We start from the raw sequence: 19569 nt of genomic DNA, 5'->3' as shown, positions 1-19569 counted from the left end.
GCAATATTACGAAAAATACTTCTTTAAAATGTACGTAGATGCATTAAGGGTAAATTAAATTAATGTGCCTCCAGCCAATCGTTCCCAATACCAAGCTCTACATCGAGAGGAACAGAAAGTTTATAGGCATTTTCCATTTCAGATTTTATAAGCTCCTTAATGGTTTCCAATTCTTCTTTGTGTGCGTCAAAGACAAGTTCATCGTGCACCTGAAGTAGCATTTTGGTCTTGTAATTGCCTGCTAGAAGTTTCTTTTGAATGTTGATCATTGCAATTTTAATAATGTCTGCAGCACTCCCTTGTATAGGAGCATTAACAGCGTTTCTTTCAGCCGCACCGCGCACAACCTGGTTTCTGGAATTGATGTCCGCTAAATACCTTCTTCTTCCCAAAATAGTTTCAACATACCCATGGTCCTGGGCAAAATGTATCTGGTTGTTGATGTATGCCCTTAATTTAGGATAAGTCTCATAGTAAGTGTCGATTAACTCTTTGGCTTCACTCCTTGAAAGGGTGGTTTGGTTGCTCAAACCAAAGGCAGAAACTCCATATATAATTCCAAAGTTTACGGTCTTGGCATTGCTTCGTTGTTCTCTGGTTACCTCCTCAATAGGAACATTAAAAACCTGGGAGGCCGTTGAAGCGTGAATGTCTTCACCTTCCTGAAAAGCCTTTATCATAGTGTCCTCTTCGCTTAAGGCAGCGATAACGCGTAATTCAATTTGAGAGTAGTCAGCCGCTAGTAAAACATAATCCTCGTTTCTGGGAATAAAAGCCTTTCTTACCTGACGCCCACGTTCCGTGCGAATAGGGATGTTCTGTAAATTAGGGTTGTTGCTACTTAATCGCCCCGTGGCCGCAACCGCCTGACTATATACAGTGTGAACTCTACCGGTTTTTGGGTGTACTTCATTTGGTAGTGCATCAACATAAGTACTTTGAAGCTTTCGAAGCTGTCGCCATTCTAATATATCAGCAACGATTTGATGGTCTTTGGCTAAATAAGACAATACATCTTCTGCTGTAGAGTATTGACCGGTCTTTGTTTTTTTAGGTTTGTCAACCAACTTAAGCTTATCGAACAGGATAGGGCCCAGTTGCTTTGGAGATGCAATATTGAATTCCTCGCCGGCTTGCTCAAAAATATTTTTTTCAAGTCTTTCTATGTCTTTAACAAGCGTTCCAGACAAGCTTTTCAGGTAATCAATGTCTAAATTGATCCCTTCTATTTCCATAGCCGCTAATACAGATACCAACGGAGCTTCTATTTCTTCATAGAGCTGCTTGGCATTTCTGTTGGGTAATTCCTCTTCAAAAAGATTTTTTAGTTGCAAGGTGATATCTGAATCCTCTACAGCATATTCAGTTTGCTGATCTAACGCAACAGTACGCATCGACTTTTGGTTTTTCCCTTTTTTTCCAATTAGCGACTCAATAGAGATCGGAGCGTAATTCAAATAAGTTTCTGCCAGTACATCCATATTATGACGCATATCCGGATTGATCAGGTAATGCGCAATCATAGTATCGAAAATTTTACCGTGTACAGGCATATCATAATTCGATAATACTTTGATGTCGTATTTTAAATTTTGACCAATTTTTTCAATGTCCTTATTTTCGAAAAACGGACGAAACTCTTCGAGGATTCCTTTGGACTCCTTAAAGTCTTCAGGGAAGACAAGATAGTAGCCTTTACCGGGCTCCCATGAAAAAGCACAGCCAACTAACTCCGCTTTAAGCGCAGTGAGACTTGTGGTTTCAGTATCAAAGCATACACTCTTTTGCTTCATTAACTTCTCCAGAAGTAATTTTCTTCCCAGTTCACTGTTGACATATTGATAAGAATGTGGGATGTTGTCAATGGTTTTATATCCTGAGATAACTTCTTCGCTTGTCGATGTGTCTTTTGGTGTTCCTTGTCCAAAGAGGTCAAACTGTACATTCATGTCTTTATTGACATTGGCTTTAGGCTCGGATGTTGCAGTTTCGGTCTCTACTTCAACACTAAAAGTCTTCATCAGATTTTCTGTCATCCTCCTGAACTCAAGTTCCTGGAATATTTCTTTCACCTTATCCAGATCCGGAGTGTTCAATTCAAAATCTTCCTCATGGAATTCAACGGGAACATCCAGAAGAATCCGCGCTAATTTTTTAGAGAGTAATCCCTGTTCAGCATTGGCTTCTACCTTTTCCTTCATCTTGCCTTTCAGCTGATCCGTATTGGCCAGCAGTCCTTCCAGGCTACCAAACTGTTTTAGAAACTTTTTCGCTGTCTTATCTCCTACACCTGGTAACCCCGGGATGTTATCCACCGCATCTCCCATCATGCCCAGGTAGTCTATGACTTGTTCGGGACGCTCTATTTCAAATTTTTCTTGAACCTCAGGAATTCCCCAGATCTCTATGCCATTTCCCATTCGTGCCGGACGGTACATAAAGATATTTTCAGACACCAATTGAGCAAAATCCTTATCCGGAGTTACCATATAGGTTCTGTAGCCTGCCTTTTCTGCTTGCTTCGATAAAGTACCTATAATATCATCAGCTTCAAACCCCTCTTTTTCGATAACAGGAATGTGCATCGCCTTTAATATGTCTTGTATGATTGGAACTGCGATTCTTATAGCTTCCGGGGTTTCATCCCGATTGGCTTTGTACGCCTCAAACATTTCTGTACGGTCTACACTGCCACCCTTGTCAAAGGCCACTGCTAAATGATCCGGTTTTTCTCTTTTAATCACATCCAGTAGAGAATTCATGAACCCCATAATGGCAGAAGTGTCCATTCCCTTCGAGTTGATTCTCGGATTTTTTATAAAAGCATAGTAACCACGAAAAATTAAAGCGTATGCATCTAACAGAAAAAGTCTTTTTTGAGCCGACATAATAAAAGTTGAAGTTTATTTTTGTAAAAATAAGGAAGTTTTTGTGGATACACAGAAGCAAGTAACAATAAATAAAATTGAAGGAAATGATAGTAGAAATATGTGCTAATTCATTCGAATCAGCAAGAAATGCTCAAGAGGCTGGAGCAGACAGGATTGAATTGTGTGCCGAACTAGGTGTAGGAGGAACCACACCAACTTACGGATTGTTGAAAAAGATTAAAGAAGAACTAACGATCGAGGTGAGCGTCCTGCTAAGACCCAGAAGTGGAAATTTCACCTATTCTTCAGCGGAATTCGATATCCTGAAAAAAGATATTGAGCTTTGTAAAGAATTAGGGTGCGAAGGCATAGTGGCAGGTGTGTTAAATGCAGATAATACGCTCGATGTTGAACGTACCAAAGAACTCATAGAGCTTTCCAAACCATTACACTTTACTTTTCATAGAGCGCTGGATTGGGTGCCTGATGTTCATGAAACCATGCAACAATTAATAACACTTGGCTGCGATAGAGTATTAACGAGTGGACAACAGCCAAAAGCCATACTCGGAATCGATCTATTAACAAGCCTGCATCAGCAGTATGGTGAAAAGATAACGATAATGCCCGGTAGCGGAATCAATGAAGAAAACATTTTGAAGTTTAAGGAAAGAGGATTTAAGGAAATACACTTTTCTGCGTCTAAACCCGTGCACGTACTTGATACTGAACCACGAATATCGTTTTCAGGTGGGCAGCAAGATGAGAAAACAGTGTCTGTTTCCAATCTTGAAATCATTAAAAGAATGGTAAAGAGCGTTAAATAAATTTTAAAGTAGTTTGGTGGTGATGCAATTCAAGTACATTTGTAATAATTTGAATGGTAATTAGTTATGATGCGTTGGATAATTTTTCTGCTTATTTTTATAGTTTTGGAAGTGTACTTTTACCAGGTGGTAAAAACACTCACCAAGAATAAGTGGCTTTTAATACTCAATATTATTGTTTCCCTGGTGGTCGTTGCGAATTTGATCTATCAGTTTAATGCGGATGACGGTTCAGGTCGCGTTTTGACCCACGCCAAAAGTTACGCCATGGGGTTTCTTTTAACCTTAATGGTCTTGAAATTGGCTGCTCTGCCTTTTTTGTTGGGTGAAGATGTGGTTCGACTGGGCGCTGGAATTTATAATAAGCTCTATGGAGCTAAGGAAACCTTTCACATCCCTTCCCGTAGAAAATTTGTAAGTCAATTGGCTATTGGAGTGGCTGCCATCCCGTTTGCTTCCATGCTTTATGGAATGTTCAAAGGGAAGTATGATTTCAGGGTACTCAGGTATGAACTGGAATTCGACGATTTACCGGACGCCTTTGATGGCTATCAGATTACCCAGATTTCGGATATCCATAGCGGTAGCTTTGATAACAAAGAAAAAATAGAATACGCAATAGACCTGATCAATAAGCAGGAAAGTGATGTGATTCTCTTTACCGGAGATATGGTGAATAATAAAGCCAGTGAAATGATTCCCTGGAAAGAATCCTTTTCGAAACTTGAAGCAAAAGATGGTAAATACTCTGTCTTGGGAAATCATGATTATGGAGATTATGTAGACTGGAACTCATCGGTAGAGAAAGACGAAAATTTACAACAGTTAAAAGATATTCAAAAGGAAATCGGATTCGATTTAATGCTTAATGAAAATCGATTTATTGAAAAAGAAGGAGAGCGTATAGCGTTAGTAGGTGTGGAAAATTGGGGAGCAGGTGGTTTTAAAAAAGCAGGAGACCTTAAGAAAGCGACTCAGGCAGTACACCAAAATGACTTTAAGGTTTTGTTGAGCCACGATCCAACACATTGGGAAGAGAAAGTGGTTGATGATGATTATCACTATCATCTCACCCTGAGTGGACATACACACGGTATGCAGTTTGGTATTGAAATCCCGGGATGGGTGAAATGGAGCCCCGCAAGTTGGCGATATAAGCATTGGGCCGGAATTTATAAACAGAAAGGACAATATATTAATGTGAATAGAGGATTTGGGTTTTTAGCATACCCCGGAAGAGTTGGGATTTGGCCTGAAATTACTGTGATTGAGCTGAAAAAGTCATCGAAGATCGCTTAATTCAAAGAAAATATTACATTTGTATTATATTTACTGTTAAAATTTTTCGCCTATGTCTAAGTTTGGTGAATTAATTGAAGCCAATATTCCTGTTTTGTTGGACTTCTACACGGATTGGAATGATTCCTCTACAGCAATGCATCCTGTACTCAGGGATGTGGCCGCAGCATTGGGGGATAAAGCCAAAGTCATTAAAATTAATGTAGATAAAAACAAAGAACTTGCGGACGCCTTAAGAGTTAAAGGCTTGCCAACTCTCATGATTTACAAGAAAGGAGAAATGGTTTGGCGCCAAAGCGGAGAGCAGGATGCAAATACATTAATAGGTATTCTTCAGGAATACGTCTGATGTTAGTCTTTTAAGCACCTACAGCTTTGCATTACGGTTTGGCTGGCTCCAGGTGTACTAAAGCTCGCTCCCGGTTTATAATTGATATACCTGAATGATTCTGGATACCCTCCGTCGGTTGAGGTCCAGTAATATCCTTCATTCATTTTCTCAAAATTAGTTGTGATACTACGGCCTGTTGGAAGTATGTTGAATTCAACCGCTTGTTCGTGTATCATTCCATAGGGTTCTAAAAATGCATAGGCGACATCTTCACCTCCAAAATAATCAAATAAGGTATACCATTCTTCCACCGTAGGTAAATGCCATCCCTCAGGACAAATTGTTTGTGCAGCATCTCCTGTGTATAACCTTCCATATACAAAACAGTTATAAGCCTCATTTTCGTAGCAAATGCTGGAATTGTCTCCAGTGTCGAATTTCATGTTTTCCGCCATCCAGATCTGAGTGCCAATGCGAACAGTTTTGTAGGTTTGTCCATCTCTATTATCCGTTAAGCTACCAGTTTGAAAGGTGTTGTTCAAGTTGTCGTCATCATTGCTGCATGCGCACAAAATTGACAGACATAAGAAAAGAGGTATTAATTTTGGTTTCATAGCTCTAAGAGGTAATGGTTGTAATTTCCTATAAAAATAGCAAAATTATTCAACATGCGATCTTTCAGTGGGCGTACTGATGGTCGTTTTACGGTTAATTCTTGCGAAATATGTCTTTGGAAATTTGGTTATGGTATAGAGTTTGTGGCATATTTGTGCTGTGAAAAACCCTATATTTTATCAATTTTAACCAAAGGTTGTATAAAGTGGTGGTAAAAATGATTGAATTTATATGAAGGAAATAATATTGGCTGGTCTTTTAGCTTTGTGGGTTTGTGAGATCAATGCTCAGGTTTTAAAAGTCAAGGATGCAGAGACGCTTCAACCTTTAGAGCAGGTTATTGTAATGTCTGATAGTCCGAAAAAGTATGTATATACCAATGCAAAAGGACAGGCAGATATTTCAGAATTTAAAGGAGCCGATATCATAGAAATAAGGCTTTTGGGCTATGTTACTCAATCCGTAAGTTTTTTAAGTCTTGAACAGCATGGTTTTGAGTTGTTTATGATCCCGTCAGACATCTCTCTGGATCAGGTAGTGGTGGCTGCCACAAGGTGGGGAGAATCTAAGGCGAAAATACCATTTAAAATATCGACTATAACCCCAAGAGAAGTTGCTATTCAGAACCCGCAAACAGCTGCAGATCTGCTGGGAGCTTCCGGCGATGTGTATATTCAAAAAAGTCAGCAAGGAGGAGGTAGCCCGATGATTCGTGGCTTTTCTGCCAATCGATTGATGTATGCTGTGGATGGGGTGCGTATGAATACGGCTATTTTCAGAAGTGGAAATTTGCAGAATGTGATTTCCTTAGATCCTTTTGCCATGCAAAATACAGAAGTATTATTCGGGTCGGGTTCTGTAATATATGGTAGCGATGCTATCGGTGGGGTAATGAGTTTCCATACCTTAACCCCGGAATTTTCTCTGGATGAAGAAACCCTGGTGTCCGGAAAAGGCATTGTTCGTTATGCTTCTGCTAATGATGAAAAAACCGCACACTTCGATATCAATGTTGGTTGGGATAAGTGGGCGATTGTTACCAGTGTTTCGAGTTATGATTTCGGAGACCTTGAAATGGGGGCTTATGGCCCGGATGACTATTTGCGAGACTTCTATGTTATTCGGGAAAATAATGAAGACGTGGTCGTAACCAACGATAACCCTGATAAGCAGGTGCCCTCCGGATATACCCAGATGAATTTAATGCAGAAAATAAGATTTAAGCCAAACGAATCATGGGACTTTCAATATGGGTTTCACTACTCGGAGACTTCAGATTATGCAAGATACGATCGCCATATTCGTACGAGAAACGGACAACCACGAAGTGCAGAATGGTCCTATGGTCCGCAAATTTGGATGATGAATAATTTGACGATCACAAATGAGGCGGAGCAGGGCATTTATGACCATATGAGTCTGAGAATAGCGCATCAGCATTTTGAAGAGAGTAGAATCGATCGTGACTTTAATGATCTAGATAGGAGTACGAGAGAAGAGCGATTAAATGCAATTTCAGTAAATGCCGATTTTATAAAGGAGTTTAAAAACGAATCTAAGTTTTTATACGGAGCTGAATTAGTTTTTAACGATGTAAAATCAACCGGGCAACAAGAGAATATCGAAACAGGTGCTGTGTCTAAAGGCCCTTCAAGGTACCCGGATTCACAATGGTGGTCTTATGGAATTTATGGAGTCTATGAGTATGTAGTATCCGAAGTGCTTGGATTGCATGCCGGTATGAGGTATAATCAATATGTGTTGGATGCTGATTTTTCAAACAATATGAATTATTATCCAATTCCGGAAAGTAATGCCTATATAAGTAATGGAGCACTTACCGGAAGTTTAGGGCTGGTATATACACCTGATGACTCCTGGTCGCTTACGGCAAAACTTGCTACCGCATTTAGATCACCAAATGTAGATGATATAGGAAAGGTTTTTGATTCAGAACCCGGGGCAGTGGTAGTTCCAAATCCCGACCTGAAAGCTGAATATGCTTATACCGCTGAGGTAGGAGTGAGCAAAATAGTGGATGATAAGTTGCGGGTAGATTTTAGTGCGTATTATACCCTTCTTGATGATGCTTTAGTAAGAAGAGATTTTACTATGAGCGGACAGGATAGTATCGTGTATGACGGTGAGTTGAGTAAAGTGCAAGCTATACAGAATGGCGCACAGGCAGAAGTGTATGGAGTGCAGTTGGGCTTGGAAGCAAAACTGGCTAAAGGTTTTTCATTGCTTTCGAAATTAAACCTTCAAAAAGGGGAGGAAGAACTTGATAATGGAGAAAAAAGCCCATCAAGACATGCTGCTCCCTTCTTTGGAATTACCAAATTTACCTACCATGTCAATAAATTGAATATGCAGCTTTATACGGTATATAATGGGGGAAGAAGTTATGAGGACCTTCCGGTAGGAGAGCAAGGCAAAGATTACCTTTATGCCAAGGATGATAATGGAAATCCGTATGCTCCTGCATGGTATACCCTAAACTTTAAAGCAACGCAACAGCTCTCAGAAGTCTTGGCGCTTACAGCAGGGCTGGAAAATATAACCGACAGACGATACAGGCCCTATAGCTCAGGAATGGCCGGAGCGGGCCGTAACTTCATTGTAGCCCTTAGGGCAGCCTTTTAATAAAACTGCTATAAAGCTTTGTTTATTAGGGGGTGGTAGGAATTGACGTAAAATTGTCATGTTTCTGGCGCAAGGATCAAATGGTGGGATAGGTACTTTTGTTGAAAGCATTAAACATATTCAACACGAATGAAGAAAAATGAAAACTTATCGGAAAAGGTAAAGTTCTATCGAGCCAGAAAAGGATTTTCTCAAGAACAATTATCAGAAGAATCTAAACTAAGTCTGCGAACGATTCAGCGCATAGAAAAAGGAGAGTCTTCTCCCAAAGGAGATACGCTATTGAAGCTTACCATAGCCTTGGGTATTACCCCAGATGATCTATTGTGTTTGGAAAAAGTAAAAGATACGGGGTACCTGTCGTTAATGCATTTGGGGGCGCTTGGGTTTTTATATAATCCGGCCCTGGGGGTTTTGGTACCCTTGATATTGTGGCTGCTTAAAAGAGATAAAATTAGATTGGTTGATAGCACAGGAAAAAATCTGGTTAATTTCCAATTAACCTGGTTGCTGGCAACAACTATTTATCTGGTGGTTATTGGAGCTGGAATTACTCCTGTAAATTTAATGAGATTGGTTCCAAACACGATTTCAAAAATTCATCCATTAGTGGTGCCTGTATTTCTATTGTATGGCTATAACCTTACTATGATAATCATCAATTTAAGAAGATCCCAGAAAATGAAAAAAAGCAGGTATATGCCTGTAATTCGTTTTATTAAGTAGGATTGATCGACTTAAAAGCAAATCCTTTTTTTGTGAAATGTTCAAGCGTCCCGGTCAAGGCATGTTTCATGTTTTTTTCTGCTTTAAGACTGTCGTGAAAAACTATGATGCTTCCATTGCCGGCGTATTTCAAAATGTTATCTAAACAAGACTGCGGACTGAGGTCATTCATGTAATCAGCACTGATAACATCCCACATAATCATTTTATAACCGCTTTTTAGTATGCGGTTCCGTGTTTTAAAAGTAGTTCTCCCGTAAGGAGGTCTGAACAGTTTCGGACGGTTCACCGGTGTAGGGGGTAGGTGCTTTTCAATGGTCTGTTCGCAAGAACTAAAATTGTCCATGTATTCGCTGGTGCTGACTTTTCTGGCATTTAAATGATTCTGGGTGTGATTCCCTATTTCATGCCCTTCGGAAAGAATCCGTTGAAAGACCTCCGGGTGTTTCTCAATGTTGTCGCCAATGCAGAAAAAAGTGGCCTTGGCATCATACGCTTGCAAGGTGTCCAATACCCATTCGGTAACACCCGGTATAGGACCATCATCAAAAGTTAAGTATAGGGTTTTTTCATCCGACTCAATGTGCCAGGTGAGACGGTTGAAAATGAGCTTTGCCCAGAAAGGCGTTTTGATAAAAAGCTTTGATAGCATAAAAAAAACCGGACACTAGGTCCGGTTGATATTTATTGTTGTGATAATGTTTCTACCGTGTCCTTCACCGAATCGATTTGCAATGGTTGCTCTAATTCAGATTCAGTCGGTTCAGACCTTCCGTACAGGTGACTGAACTTTTCAAGGTACTCGTTGAATTTTTGAGTCTGTTCCATACCAAAGGCTTCATCTCCATTAATGATAACTATATCTGTGAGACTGCGGTAGCGTTCTATATTGGTAACAATGTCATTGATACGATTGCGCTGTTCGGTAATTTCTAATTGACTGTAGTAATCGATATGTTCCTGGTAAACATTGGCAACTTTTAAAAACAGTTCTCTGGCTTTTTCTTTTTCACCTACCTTGTAATAACCATCGATATAAGGTTCCAGGAATACATAGTAACCGAAACGTCCGAAAGGCATTTTATCCATCGCCAGATCTAATATATTCTTTGCCTTATCAAGTTTGTTTTCCTTTATAAGGGTTTCAGAAAGCCTTGCAAGGTTACTTCTGTAAGAAATACTGTTTCTTCTTGTTTCCGGATCCGCATAGATGTTAGGATCGTTTGAATTACCCCAATCCCACTTCATAACAATGTCGTACATGAGATCTTCATCAATACGTCCCATTTCAAACGGATTGTTTTCAGGGATAGGTGTTTTGATAGGAACTAACTTATATACTAAACCGTCTAGCTGTAAATAATCTTTCATCCATAAATATTCAGCAGGACTAAAACTACCCCCTGTAAAATAAATTGGTCTTTCCCAGTCATTATTCGCCAGCAGGTCTAACATGAGAATTCTGTTTTTAGGTAAAGCCGATTTGGGAAGATCGATGTCGATATAATCAACGATCAATGCAGAGTCTTTTGGCTGAACAATCCCACTCTTCAATACATTTTCCTTGTTCACAGGAACACGTATTTTATTGGTCGGATAGAAAACAGTTTCCTGGCCGTTTCCGAAATCCACTTTGGTGCGTTTATCGTCACTCGCAACCCAGTTCATAAAGTCTTTAATATTCCAACGGGCTTCTGTAAGCGGTTGGTAATAAATTACATCTCTTACACCATAGGCGTATTGATCGTGTGTAAGTTGCGAAGGAATAGGTTCGCTTTCGTAAGCTTTACTCTTCATTTGATCAATATACCAGTCCGTTGCAAAAAGGCTGGTGTTTATAACTCTCACATCTGTTCTGTATTCTTCTACTTCCTGGGCATACCACAGCGCAAAGGTGTCGTTGTCACCAATAGAGAATAGGATAGATCCTTCGTCTTTGGCTACCGAATTAAGGTAGGAAGTAGCCATTGCTCTGGCAGTGTATTTATGAGCTCTGTCGTGATCGTCCCAGTTTTGAACAGCCATAACGGTAGGTACCGCAAGTAAACATACCATAGTTATTGCAGGAGCTAAGATCTTCGGACTTAATAATTTTTTCAATTCATCGAAAAGTGCGTATACGCCCAGGCCGATCCATATGGAGAACATATAGAAAGAACCAACCAGTGCATAATCTCTTTCACGAGGCTCAAAAGGCCGTTCGTTAAGGTAGATTTTAAGAGCGAGACCAGTAAACATAAAGAGAACGAATACAACCCACCACTGTTTAGGGTTCGATTTTATTTGAAATACAAATCCAATGATACCTAAAATTAACGGTAAGAAATAATAAGTGTTACGCCCTTTGTTGTTTAACACGTCACTAGGGAGGTTGTCCTGAGAGCCTAGTCTGGCTTCGTCAACAAACTTAATACCACTTAACCAGTTCCCGTGATTGTCATATTTTCCCTGTATATCATCTTGTCTTCCCGTAAAATTCCACATGAAATAACGCCAATACATATAACCCATCTGAAATTCAAATAGGTATTGGATGTTCTGAAAGAAAGAAGGTTTTTCAATAACCAGGTATTCTTTAAACTGTTGAATGAAATTCACATACTCATCCTCGTCTATGGCTCCGGTGTCTAAATCCCTTTTAAACTGACCAATAGCTTGTGTTAGTCGGTCTTCACCGGAGTATTCAGGCTTTACTTTTATGTTTAGCGGACCGGTAATCTTCATGTAATTGGCTGCATGATCAGCGCTCCACATACGTGGTAGGATGCCTTCGTGGTTCCTGTTAGGAGCCAGGGCGGCGTCTTTGTAGTGGTTAACAATAACATATTTTCCGGTCTTATAGTCCCTCTCGTATTTTGGTTTTTCATCCATATAAGGGTCTATCGGGTCCTGTCCTGCAAAAGCATCCGAGTACATCGGTCCGTAAAACAAATGAGTTTCAGGATATTGTTCCAGGTTGTAATAAGCAAGTAACAGACGCGCATCAGAAGGATCATTTTCGTTAATCACGGTGCCTGCATTTGCTCTGATAGGAACCATAAGCCATGTCGAAAACCCAATCAGAACGAACATAGTACAAAGAATGACTGTATTAAGTTCAACAAAGCCTTTCTTTCTGGTGTATTTTAAAGCAAAATAAAAGGCTACGATTATAATGAGACCGGCAATGATAGTTCCTGAGTCAAAAGGCATACCTATGCTATTTACAAAGAACACTTCGAGATACCCGAAAAATTTAAGGGTGCTCGGGAGTAATAATTTAAATATAAAGAGTAATACGGCTACAGATACAATATTTGCAATAATGAATGATTTCCAGGAGAAGTCATAGCGGTTAAAGTAATAAATCATCCCAATGGCAGGAATGGTTAATAAGGCCATAAAGTGAACACCAAAAGAAAGACCTACTATAAGAAATATCAAAACCAACCAGCGGTTACCTCTTGGTAAATGCATTTCGTCTTTCCATCGTAACCCCAGGTAAAACATTAATGACATTAAGAAAGTAGCCATGGCGTATACTTCCGCTTCAACTGCATTAAACCAAAAGCTGTCTGAGAAATTAAAAGCCAGTGCACCTACTAGTCCACTTCCAAAAACAGCCATGGCTTTTCCGGTAGAAAAGTCATTGTCATTTTTAAGAACTAATTTCTTGCTCAGGTTAGTGATCGTCCAGAAAAGAAATAAAACCGTAAAGGCGCTGGAGAAAACAGACATATAATTAATGGTCTTGGCGATCGTTTCCGGTTCTGCAGAAAACATGGCGAAGAAAGCTCCGACCATTTGGAATAGCGGCGCTCCCGGAGGGTGACCAACCTGAAGTTTAGCCGATGTGGCAATATACTCTCCACAATCCCAATAACTTACTGTGGGTTCAACGGTGAGTCCGAATGTTACTAATGATACTGCAAAAGCTACCCAACCCAGGATAGTGTCCCATTTTTTAAATAGATGTTCTGACATGTGGTTAATTTTCTATAGACTGCTGGCGAATTTAAGAATAATATTACTAATGAAAAGATTCATTTTATTAACGTTAACAAGGCTGAAAAATTTTATTTCGAATTTTTTAAAAAATATTTGCGCATATAAAAGATTGTCTTAAATTTGCATCCGCATTACAGCAATGGCCTATGGTGTAATTGGTAACACAGCTGATTTTGGTTCAGTCGTTCAAGGTTCGAGTCCTTGTAGGCCAACTGCTAAAAAGAAACCCGGTTCTTCAAAAGAGTCGGGTTTTTTGATGGAATAAAGTCAGGTAAAACAAGGGCGAAAAGTCTACCCCGCACCCCAATGTCATTCCGCACCTCATTGTCATTCCGTATTTATTACGGAATCCATTAATGTAGAAGTTGGAGCCAGACCATTCTGTGCTAATGCCAATCCACACCCACTACCATTCCGGTCCTTAATGTCATTCCGCACCCATTGTCATTCCGCATTTATTGCGGAATCCATCTTATTTTCAAACATCAATCACAATTTTCACATAAACACAACAATGAGGCATGATCTGTTTTTTTTTTTTTTTTTTTTGATGGAAAACTCAAGTAAAACAAGGACGAGAAGTTAGCCCTGTGCTTGGTTGCGGGGAGCTTTTGTAGGTCACCTAAGAATTTATAAATCCATTTTAAATAGAAATTTATGAAATGTTTGTTTTTTCGTATAATAAGACGTAGGAATAATTGAGTTTTACATAGAAATTCTTACATTGCGGGTTTGATGTTTATTGATATTAATACTTGCAATTGTAACTATGATAAATTACAACACTTGGCCTACTAAGAAGCTCAAGGTAACCTCATTAAGATTAGATGTTGATAACCCTAGATTGTCAGAGCGAAGAGATTCTGTTTCTCAAGCACAAATTATCGATTATTTAATTGAAAAGGAGAAAGTTTTAAATTTGGCAAAAGACATTATTTCAATGGGATATTTTAGGAATGAAAGCCCAATTGTTGTTAAAGAAAATGGTAGATTTCACGTTCTCGAAGGGAATAGAAGAGTTTCCGCATGTAAGATATTGATTAATCCAGATTTAATTAAGAGCTCGGTAAAAAGGAATAACATAAAAAAGCTTTTGCGGGGATTTGATTTGGGGATCATTGAGAAATTGGAGGTTATTGTAGCACCCTCAAGAGAAGAGGCTGATGTGATGATTGTAAATAGGCATACTGGAGGTTCGGTGGTGGAAAAATGGGACAAAACAAAACAGGATAGATTTTTATATAAAAGATTTTCATCTGGAGAAACGGTTGATGAGTTGGCAGATAAGTTACCTTTGACAAAAACAGAAATAAAAGATTCCTTGAAGCGATATAACGTTTATATGGAAATTAGTCAATTAGAGTTGGGGGAAAAGGTTTTAAACTCCGTAAAGGATGAAACTAAGTTTAGTATGACTAATTTTGAAAGAGTTTACCAAAATGAGAAAGGACTAGAGTTTTTGGGATTTGATTTTGATGATGATTTTACTTTAAAAAAGCAATTGCCTAAAACAGAGTTTGTTAAAAGATTTTCTAGAATTGTAGAAGATGTTGTGGGAAACACCATTAACTCAAGGGTTTTAAATAAGAAGTCTGATACGGATAGTTATATTGATAATCTCAGAAAGTTAAGTGATTTTGACACCTCGATAAGGCTTGACTCAAAATATAATGATGAGTATAAAGATGAGGAGGTGAAATCGTTACCTGAAAAAGAGTCAAAAGATGATACAAAGCCAAAGAGGCCAAGACCGACATCTATAAAATTGTTTGCTTCAAGTTTACATTTTGTTACAGGGGTTGGTAGGATTGATGATATTTTTGAAGAACTGAAGATTTTGAATATAAAGAAGCAACCTAATGCAGTTGCAGTATTGTTTAGGAGTTATTTGGATATGATTGCTTATCAGTTCTTAAAGAGTAAAAATGGTATAACAACATTGAGGCAAGAACAAATTGATGGGTTAGTTAAAGGTTCTGATAAAAAGTTTGAAAAGGTCAAAAAGGAATTGAATAAAATGGGGATTGATGTTGAAAGTTTGGATCAAGATTCTCTGAAAAAAGTTATTGGCTTAGATAAGGTGTATAGTAATGATAGAGTTCCGTCATTAAGAGAAATGCTTGTTTTTATTTCAAAATCTGAGGGGTTAGTCCCTGATGGTAAATTAAGGCAGGCTTTAGGTGGTTATCTTAATTCAAATACTAAGCTTTTAGGGCATTCTGAGTACAACCTATTGGTGCATAATGAATATTTTACAGCTGAACCTGAAGAGTTAAAGTTGGTCTGGTCTCAGATGCAGCCACTTTTAGAGTATTTAATTTCAGAAATTAAATAGATGAATTATAGTCCGTTAAGATATCCAGGAGGAAAGTCTTCATTATATGATTTTTTAAAGAAGGCTGTTGAGATTAATTCAATTTCCGATGGTACGTATATTGAGTGTTTTGCTGGTGGCGCTGGAGCGGCCATGAAGTTGCTTATGTTGGAAAATGTCTATGATGTAATTCTAAATGATAAAGATGAATTTGTGTTCAAATTCTGGAAGTCTATATTAGAAAATACAGAAGAGTTTAATAAGCTTGTTTATGATACAGAAGTAACTCTTGATGAGTGGGATTTTAGGAGAAGGGTGTTAACTGATAGTGAGATTAAAGTTGATATGAGTGATTTAGAAATTGGTTTCACGGCATTTTTCTTAAATCGATGTAATCGTTCAGGAATTTTAAATGCAGGGGCTATTGGTGGTAGGAATCAGGTAGGTAAATGGAAATTGGACGCAAGGTATAATAAGGGTTTGTTGATTTCTAAAATTGAAAAAATAGCTTATTATAAAGATAGGATTCGGTTGTACAATCTAGATGCTATTGATTTTTTAAAGAAGATTAAAAAAATTGACAATGGGGAAAAAGAATTGTTTATCTATCTAGACCCTCCTTATGTAGAGCAGGGGGATGGTTTGTATAGAGAAAAATTCAAGGAGTTGGATCATATTAAGTTATCAAAGTATCTTCAGAGGTCTTTGGGAAAATATAAGTGGTTAGTTTCTTATGATGATCATAAATTGATTAATGATTGTTATAAAGAGGTGGAAAAGAATATTTTTGAATTTAACTATTTTGCAAATAAAACTAAAGTTGGTAGAGAGTTAGTTATATGTAGTAAAAAATTCAATGTGCCGCAAATTTACAAGCATTATTCTAAAGAGAAGCGGCTAGAGAAATCAGGTGTAGGATTAAAAGAAGCACACGCTATTTAAAGTAAGAAAAAGTCTTTACTGACGTTAGTGTAATACTTATGCCATTTGTGGTTCGTATAAATTAGTATAAAATCATATAAACCCTTTTTTACTTTAAGTTTTCGCCTGTTTTTGAGGTGAAATTCCAGACCATTTTTGGGCGTTTCAAGCATAGTTGAAGTATGGTTGAAGTATGGATAAAGTATGGATAGAGTATGAGTGGGTTAAAATCTGTTTGTTTTGGTATAAAAACTTTCCAGGTGCTTAAACCGAATGAGTGTCCTGAAATGAAGTGAAAACGAATTTCGATCGCTAGATCCTGAAAGTAATAACAGGTCTTAATGCGTGATTTGATAATTCTTCAGTAATGCTGCCATTAAAGAAGTGAGCGATACCTCTTCTTCCATGGGTGCTCATGCCGATCAGATCAGCATTAATTTCTTTGGCAAAATTAAGAATGCCGTCTTCAATAGTAAGTTCATTATAGATGTTGACGGTATAATTTTTAGGGGTGAGTTTCTTAGTGAAGCTTGCGATTTTATCAGTGATTGCTCTGGAAGTGTTAAAATTGTTCGGGGTGTTTACAAACAGAAGGTGAATCGTGCTGTTGAGTTGGTCGCCAAATGTGATCGCCTTTTTATAAGCCTCAAAAGTGTCCGATGAGAAATCGCAGGCGTATACAAAATTTTCAACCTTTAATTCCTTAATATCGTTTTTAACAATCAGGACAGGAACAGTGGCTGTGCGCACTACCTTTTCCGTGTTGGATCCAATAAAGATTTCCTCTAGCCCAGCTACGCCACTAGATCCCATAACCACGAAATCAATGCCTTTATCTTTAATGGCATTTAAAACACCTATATGAATGCTGCCGGCCTCCATGATTTCATGAACCTTTATGCCTTTTAAAAAAGGTTTTTCTTTAAGTTCTTCAATCTTTTGTTGTGCCAGTTTGGTGAAGAAAAATGCTTCTGGAAGTTCTCCAACAGGTGCAGATGCCAAATGTATGGGTAATTCAAGTAGGTGTAACAGGTAAAGCTCCGCCTTATTTTTTCTGGCTAAATACGCTCCGATTTTAAGTGCATATTCTGACTCTGGAGAGAAATCTGTCGGCACTAGAATTCGTTTCATCCTGCAGGTGTTTTTAGGTCCGTTTTCTTAAAATTACAAAATAAAAAGCGTTAAAGCACAAATGATTAGCTTTTTTAATGAAGGTTCAAAAAAAATTGTATATTTGTACCGTTAAAATTTAAAGCCTATTGGGAGGGGACGTGAAGTCCCCTCTTTTTATAAGTTGATTTTATGTTTGAAGAAAGAGTTAAAGAACTGATTGCCGAATTTCTTGAGGAGAGAAAAGATATCTTTTTGATCAAATCATCAATAACACCAGATAATAAAATAAAATTGGTGATTGATGGAGATAAAGGTGTAACTTTGAACGATTGTATTGATTTAAGCAGACAGGTAGAACATAATTTGGATAGGGAAGAGGTTGATTTTTCAATAGAGGTCACTTCACCCGGTGCTACAGAACCAATCGTAAACAACCGTCAGTTCCTTAAGAATGTTGGAAGAAAAATGAAGGTTAAGACCCAGGACGAAAAGTTTGAAGGAACTTTACTTGAAGTTGCGGAAAATTATATTAAGTTGGGTTGGAAAGCTCGTGAGCCAAAACCTGTAGGAAAAGGCAAGGTTACGGTGAGTAAAGAAAAAGAGATATCGTTTAGCGATATAGAAGAAGCTAAAGTGATGATAACATTTTAATTTTAAGTTGACATGGAAAATCTTGCGTTGATCGAATCATTTTCTGAGTTTAAAGATGATAAACTCATAGATCGTGTAACGTTAATGGCCATTTTGGAAGATGTGTTTAGAAACGCATTAAAAAAGAAATTCGGTTCAGATGATAATTTTGATATCATTATCAACCCAGATAAAGGAGATTTGGAGATCTGGAGAAACCGTGTAGTAGTGGCTGATGGAGATGTAGAGGACCCTAACCAGGAAATATCATTAACGGAGGCTAGAAGAATTGAGCCTGATTTTGAAGTGGGTGAAGATGTTTCGGAGGAAGTGAAGCTTATCGATTTAGGACGTAGGGCTATATTGGCATTACGCCAAAATCTTATTTCTAAGATTCATGAGCATGATAATACCACGGTTTATAAGAAGTTTAAAGAGCTGATCGGAGATATATATACTGCTGAAGTGCATCATGTGCGCCATAAGGCAGTTATCCTGATCGATGATGAAGGTAACGAGATCATCCTTCCAAAAGACAAGCAGATACCGTCTGATTTCTTTAGAAAGGGAGATAATGTAAGAGGTGTGATTGAAAGCGTTGAGTTAAAAGGGAATAAGCCGATGATTATTTTAAGTAGAACGGCACCAAGTTTCCTTGAAAAGCTCTTCGAACAAGAAATTCCTGAGGTTTTCGACGGACTGATCACCGTGAAGAAAGTGGTTAGGATTCCTGGTGAAAAGGCGAAGGTAGCAGTAGATTCTTATGATGATAGAATCGATCCTGTGGGAGCTTGTGTAGGGATGAAAGGATCCAGAATTCATGGTATCGTTCGTGAATTAGGAAACGAAAATATCGATGTGATTAACTATACGAACAATACTCAATTGTTTATCAGTAGAGCATTGAGCCCGGCAAGAGTTACATCTGTAACACTGAATGAGGAAAATAAACATGCTGAGGTTATTTTAAAACCTGAAGAAGTATCGAAGGCGATAGGTAAAAGTGGATTTAACATTCGTTTGGCAGGACAATTAACAGGTTATGAAATTGACGTGTTCAGAGAAGGTGTGGAAGAGGATGTTGAATTAGCAGAGTTTACTGATGAAATCGATCAGTGGGTTATTGATGAGTTCAAGAAAATAGGTTTAGATACTGCTAAAAGTATCTTGGATAGGGAAGTTAGTGACCTTGTAAAACTAACCGATTTGGAGGAAGAGACCATTTTAGATGTAGTTAGAATTTTGAAAGAAGAATTCGAAGACTAAATTTGTAACTAAATTTTTGAGGAAATA

Annotated in this window: 14 protein-coding genes and 1 tRNA gene; 10 read left to right on the top strand and 5 right to left on the bottom strand. The window is 38.2% G+C overall.

Annotated features, from left to right (window positions below):
- Positions 1–59: 59 nt before the first annotated feature.
- Positions 60–2888, bottom strand: a complete 2829-nt coding sequence (gene polA, locus P278_RS11500; protein WP_038266850.1) for a DNA polymerase I — start codon at positions 2886–2888, stop codon at positions 60–62.
- 86 nt (positions 2889–2974) lie between these two features.
- On the opposite strand from polA, the gene P278_RS11495 reads away from it, so the two are divergent.
- The 3 genes from P278_RS11495 (at position 2975) to P278_RS11485 (ending at position 5345) form a co-directional block, all read left to right on the top strand.
- Complete coding sequence (locus tag P278_RS11495) at positions 2975–3697, top strand: copper homeostasis protein CutC (RefSeq protein WP_038267906.1); 723 nt, start codon at positions 2975–2977, stop codon at positions 3695–3697.
- Between the two features lie 66 nt (positions 3698–3763).
- Positions 3764–4996, top strand: coding sequence for a metallophosphoesterase (locus tag P278_RS11490; protein ID WP_038266846.1), 1233 nt, complete (start codon positions 3764–3766; stop codon positions 4994–4996).
- A gap of 52 nt (positions 4997–5048) precedes the next feature.
- Positions 5049–5345, top strand: a complete 297-nt coding sequence (locus P278_RS11485) for a thioredoxin family protein (protein ID WP_038266844.1) — start codon at positions 5049–5051, stop codon at positions 5343–5345.
- Positions 5346–5347: 2 nt separating this feature from the next.
- Here the strand turns inward: P278_RS11485 and P278_RS11480 are convergent, their stop codons facing one another.
- Positions 5348–5941: an FISUMP domain-containing protein gene (locus P278_RS11480; protein ID WP_082436149.1), complete on the bottom strand. Its 594-nt coding sequence runs from the start codon at positions 5939–5941 to the stop codon at positions 5348–5350.
- A 232-nt stretch (positions 5942–6173) separates the two neighbouring features.
- On the opposite strand from P278_RS11480, the gene P278_RS11475 reads away from it, so the two are divergent.
- Both P278_RS11475 and P278_RS11470 read left to right on the top strand, forming a co-directional pair.
- Complete coding sequence (locus tag P278_RS11475; RefSeq protein ID WP_038266840.1) at positions 6174–8585, top strand: TonB-dependent receptor; 2412 nt, start codon at positions 6174–6176, stop codon at positions 8583–8585.
- Positions 8586–8714: 129 nt separating this feature from the next.
- A complete protein-coding gene (locus P278_RS11470; protein ID WP_038266838.1) occupies positions 8715–9311 on the top strand; it encodes a helix-turn-helix domain-containing protein in 597 nt (198 codons plus the stop codon).
- On the opposite strand, the gene P278_RS11465 is transcribed toward P278_RS11470, so the two are convergent.
- Both P278_RS11465 and P278_RS11460 read right to left on the bottom strand, forming a co-directional pair.
- Complete coding sequence (locus tag P278_RS11465) at positions 9304–9963, bottom strand: polysaccharide deacetylase family protein (RefSeq protein WP_051413539.1); 660 nt, start codon at positions 9961–9963, stop codon at positions 9304–9306. The genes P278_RS11470 and P278_RS11465 overlap by 8 nt on opposite strands.
- Before the next feature lie 32 nt (positions 9964–9995).
- A complete protein-coding gene (locus P278_RS11460) occupies positions 9996–13274 on the bottom strand; it encodes a glycosyltransferase family 117 protein (RefSeq protein ID WP_038266835.1) in 3279 nt (1092 codons plus the stop codon).
- 164 nt (positions 13275–13438) lie between these two features.
- On the opposite strand from P278_RS11460, the gene P278_RS11455 reads away from it, so the two are divergent.
- The 3 genes from P278_RS11455 (at position 13439) to P278_RS11445 (ending at position 16554) form a co-directional block, all read left to right on the top strand.
- A tRNA-Gln gene (locus P278_RS11455) sits at positions 13439–13510 on the top strand.
- A 557-nt stretch (positions 13511–14067) separates the two neighbouring features.
- Positions 14068–15633, top strand: coding sequence for a hypothetical protein (locus tag P278_RS11450; protein ID WP_038266831.1), 1566 nt, complete (start codon positions 14068–14070; stop codon positions 15631–15633).
- Complete coding sequence (locus P278_RS11445; RefSeq protein ID WP_051413538.1) at positions 15634–16554, top strand: DNA adenine methylase; 921 nt, start codon at positions 15634–15636, stop codon at positions 16552–16554.
- Between the two features lie 291 nt (positions 16555–16845).
- On the opposite strand, the gene P278_RS11440 is transcribed toward P278_RS11445, so the two are convergent.
- Complete coding sequence (locus P278_RS11440) at positions 16846–17664, bottom strand: universal stress protein (protein ID WP_038266830.1); 819 nt, start codon at positions 17662–17664, stop codon at positions 16846–16848.
- A 171-nt stretch (positions 17665–17835) separates the two neighbouring features.
- Here P278_RS11440 and rimP point away from each other — a divergent pair, with 171 nt between their 5' ends.
- Both rimP and nusA read left to right on the top strand, forming a co-directional pair.
- Positions 17836–18297, top strand: a complete 462-nt coding sequence (gene rimP / locus P278_RS11435; protein WP_038266827.1) for a ribosome assembly cofactor RimP — start codon at positions 17836–17838, stop codon at positions 18295–18297.
- Positions 18298–18309: 12 nt separating this feature from the next.
- Positions 18310–19542 carry a transcription termination factor NusA gene (gene nusA, locus P278_RS11430; RefSeq protein WP_038266824.1) on the top strand — a complete coding sequence of 411 codons (1233 nt, stop codon included), beginning with the start codon at positions 18310–18312 and terminating at the stop codon, positions 19540–19542.
- The last annotated feature ends 27 nt before the right edge of the window (positions 19543–19569 follow it).

The organism is Zhouia amylolytica AD3 (genome assembly GCF_000511935.2).
In the GTDB taxonomy this organism is placed as follows: domain Bacteria; phylum Bacteroidota; class Bacteroidia; order Flavobacteriales; family Flavobacteriaceae; genus Zhouia; species Zhouia amylolytica.
The sequence above is the reverse complement of the archived record's forward strand: the minus strand, read 5'-3'. Positions and strand labels throughout refer to the sequence as shown.

Excerpts from the sequence above, each read along its gene's own strand:
- P278_RS11495 (WP_038267906.1), top strand. The coding sequence starts at position 2,975 with ATGATAGTAGAAATATGTGCTAATTCATTCGAATCAGCAAGAAATGCT.
- P278_RS11475 (WP_038266840.1), top strand. The coding sequence starts at position 6,174 with ATGAAGGAAATAATATTGGCTGGTCTTTTAGCTTTGTGGGTTTGTGAG.
- P278_RS11450 (WP_038266831.1), top strand. The coding sequence starts at position 14,068 with ATGATAAATTACAACACTTGGCCTACTAAGAAGCTCAAGGTAACCTCA.
- P278_RS11490 (WP_038266846.1), top strand. The coding sequence starts at position 3,764 with ATGATGCGTTGGATAATTTTTCTGCTTATTTTTATAGTTTTGGAAGTG.
- P278_RS11440 (WP_038266830.1), bottom strand. The coding sequence starts at position 17,664 with ATGAAACGAATTCTAGTGCCGACAGATTTCTCTCCAGAGTCAGAATAT.
- polA (WP_038266850.1), bottom strand. The coding sequence starts at position 2,888 with ATGTCGGCTCAAAAAAGACTTTTTCTGTTAGATGCATACGCTTTAATT.
- P278_RS11470 (WP_038266838.1), top strand. The coding sequence starts at position 8,715 with ATGAAGAAAAATGAAAACTTATCGGAAAAGGTAAAGTTCTATCGAGCC.
- nusA (WP_038266824.1), top strand. The coding sequence starts at position 18,310 with ATGGAAAATCTTGCGTTGATCGAATCATTTTCTGAGTTTAAAGATGAT.
- rimP (WP_038266827.1), top strand. The coding sequence starts at position 17,836 with ATGTTTGAAGAAAGAGTTAAAGAACTGATTGCCGAATTTCTTGAGGAG.
- P278_RS11445 (WP_051413538.1), top strand. The coding sequence starts at position 15,634 with ATGAATTATAGTCCGTTAAGATATCCAGGAGGAAAGTCTTCATTATAT.
- P278_RS11485 (WP_038266844.1), top strand. The coding sequence starts at position 5,049 with ATGTCTAAGTTTGGTGAATTAATTGAAGCCAATATTCCTGTTTTGTTG.
- P278_RS11460 (WP_038266835.1), bottom strand. The coding sequence starts at position 13,274 with ATGTCAGAACATCTATTTAAAAAATGGGACACTATCCTGGGTTGGGTA.
- P278_RS11480 (WP_082436149.1), bottom strand. The coding sequence starts at position 5,941 with ATGAAACCAAAATTAATACCTCTTTTCTTATGTCTGTCAATTTTGTGC.
- P278_RS11465 (WP_051413539.1), bottom strand. The coding sequence starts at position 9,963 with ATGCTATCAAAGCTTTTTATCAAAACGCCTTTCTGGGCAAAGCTCATT.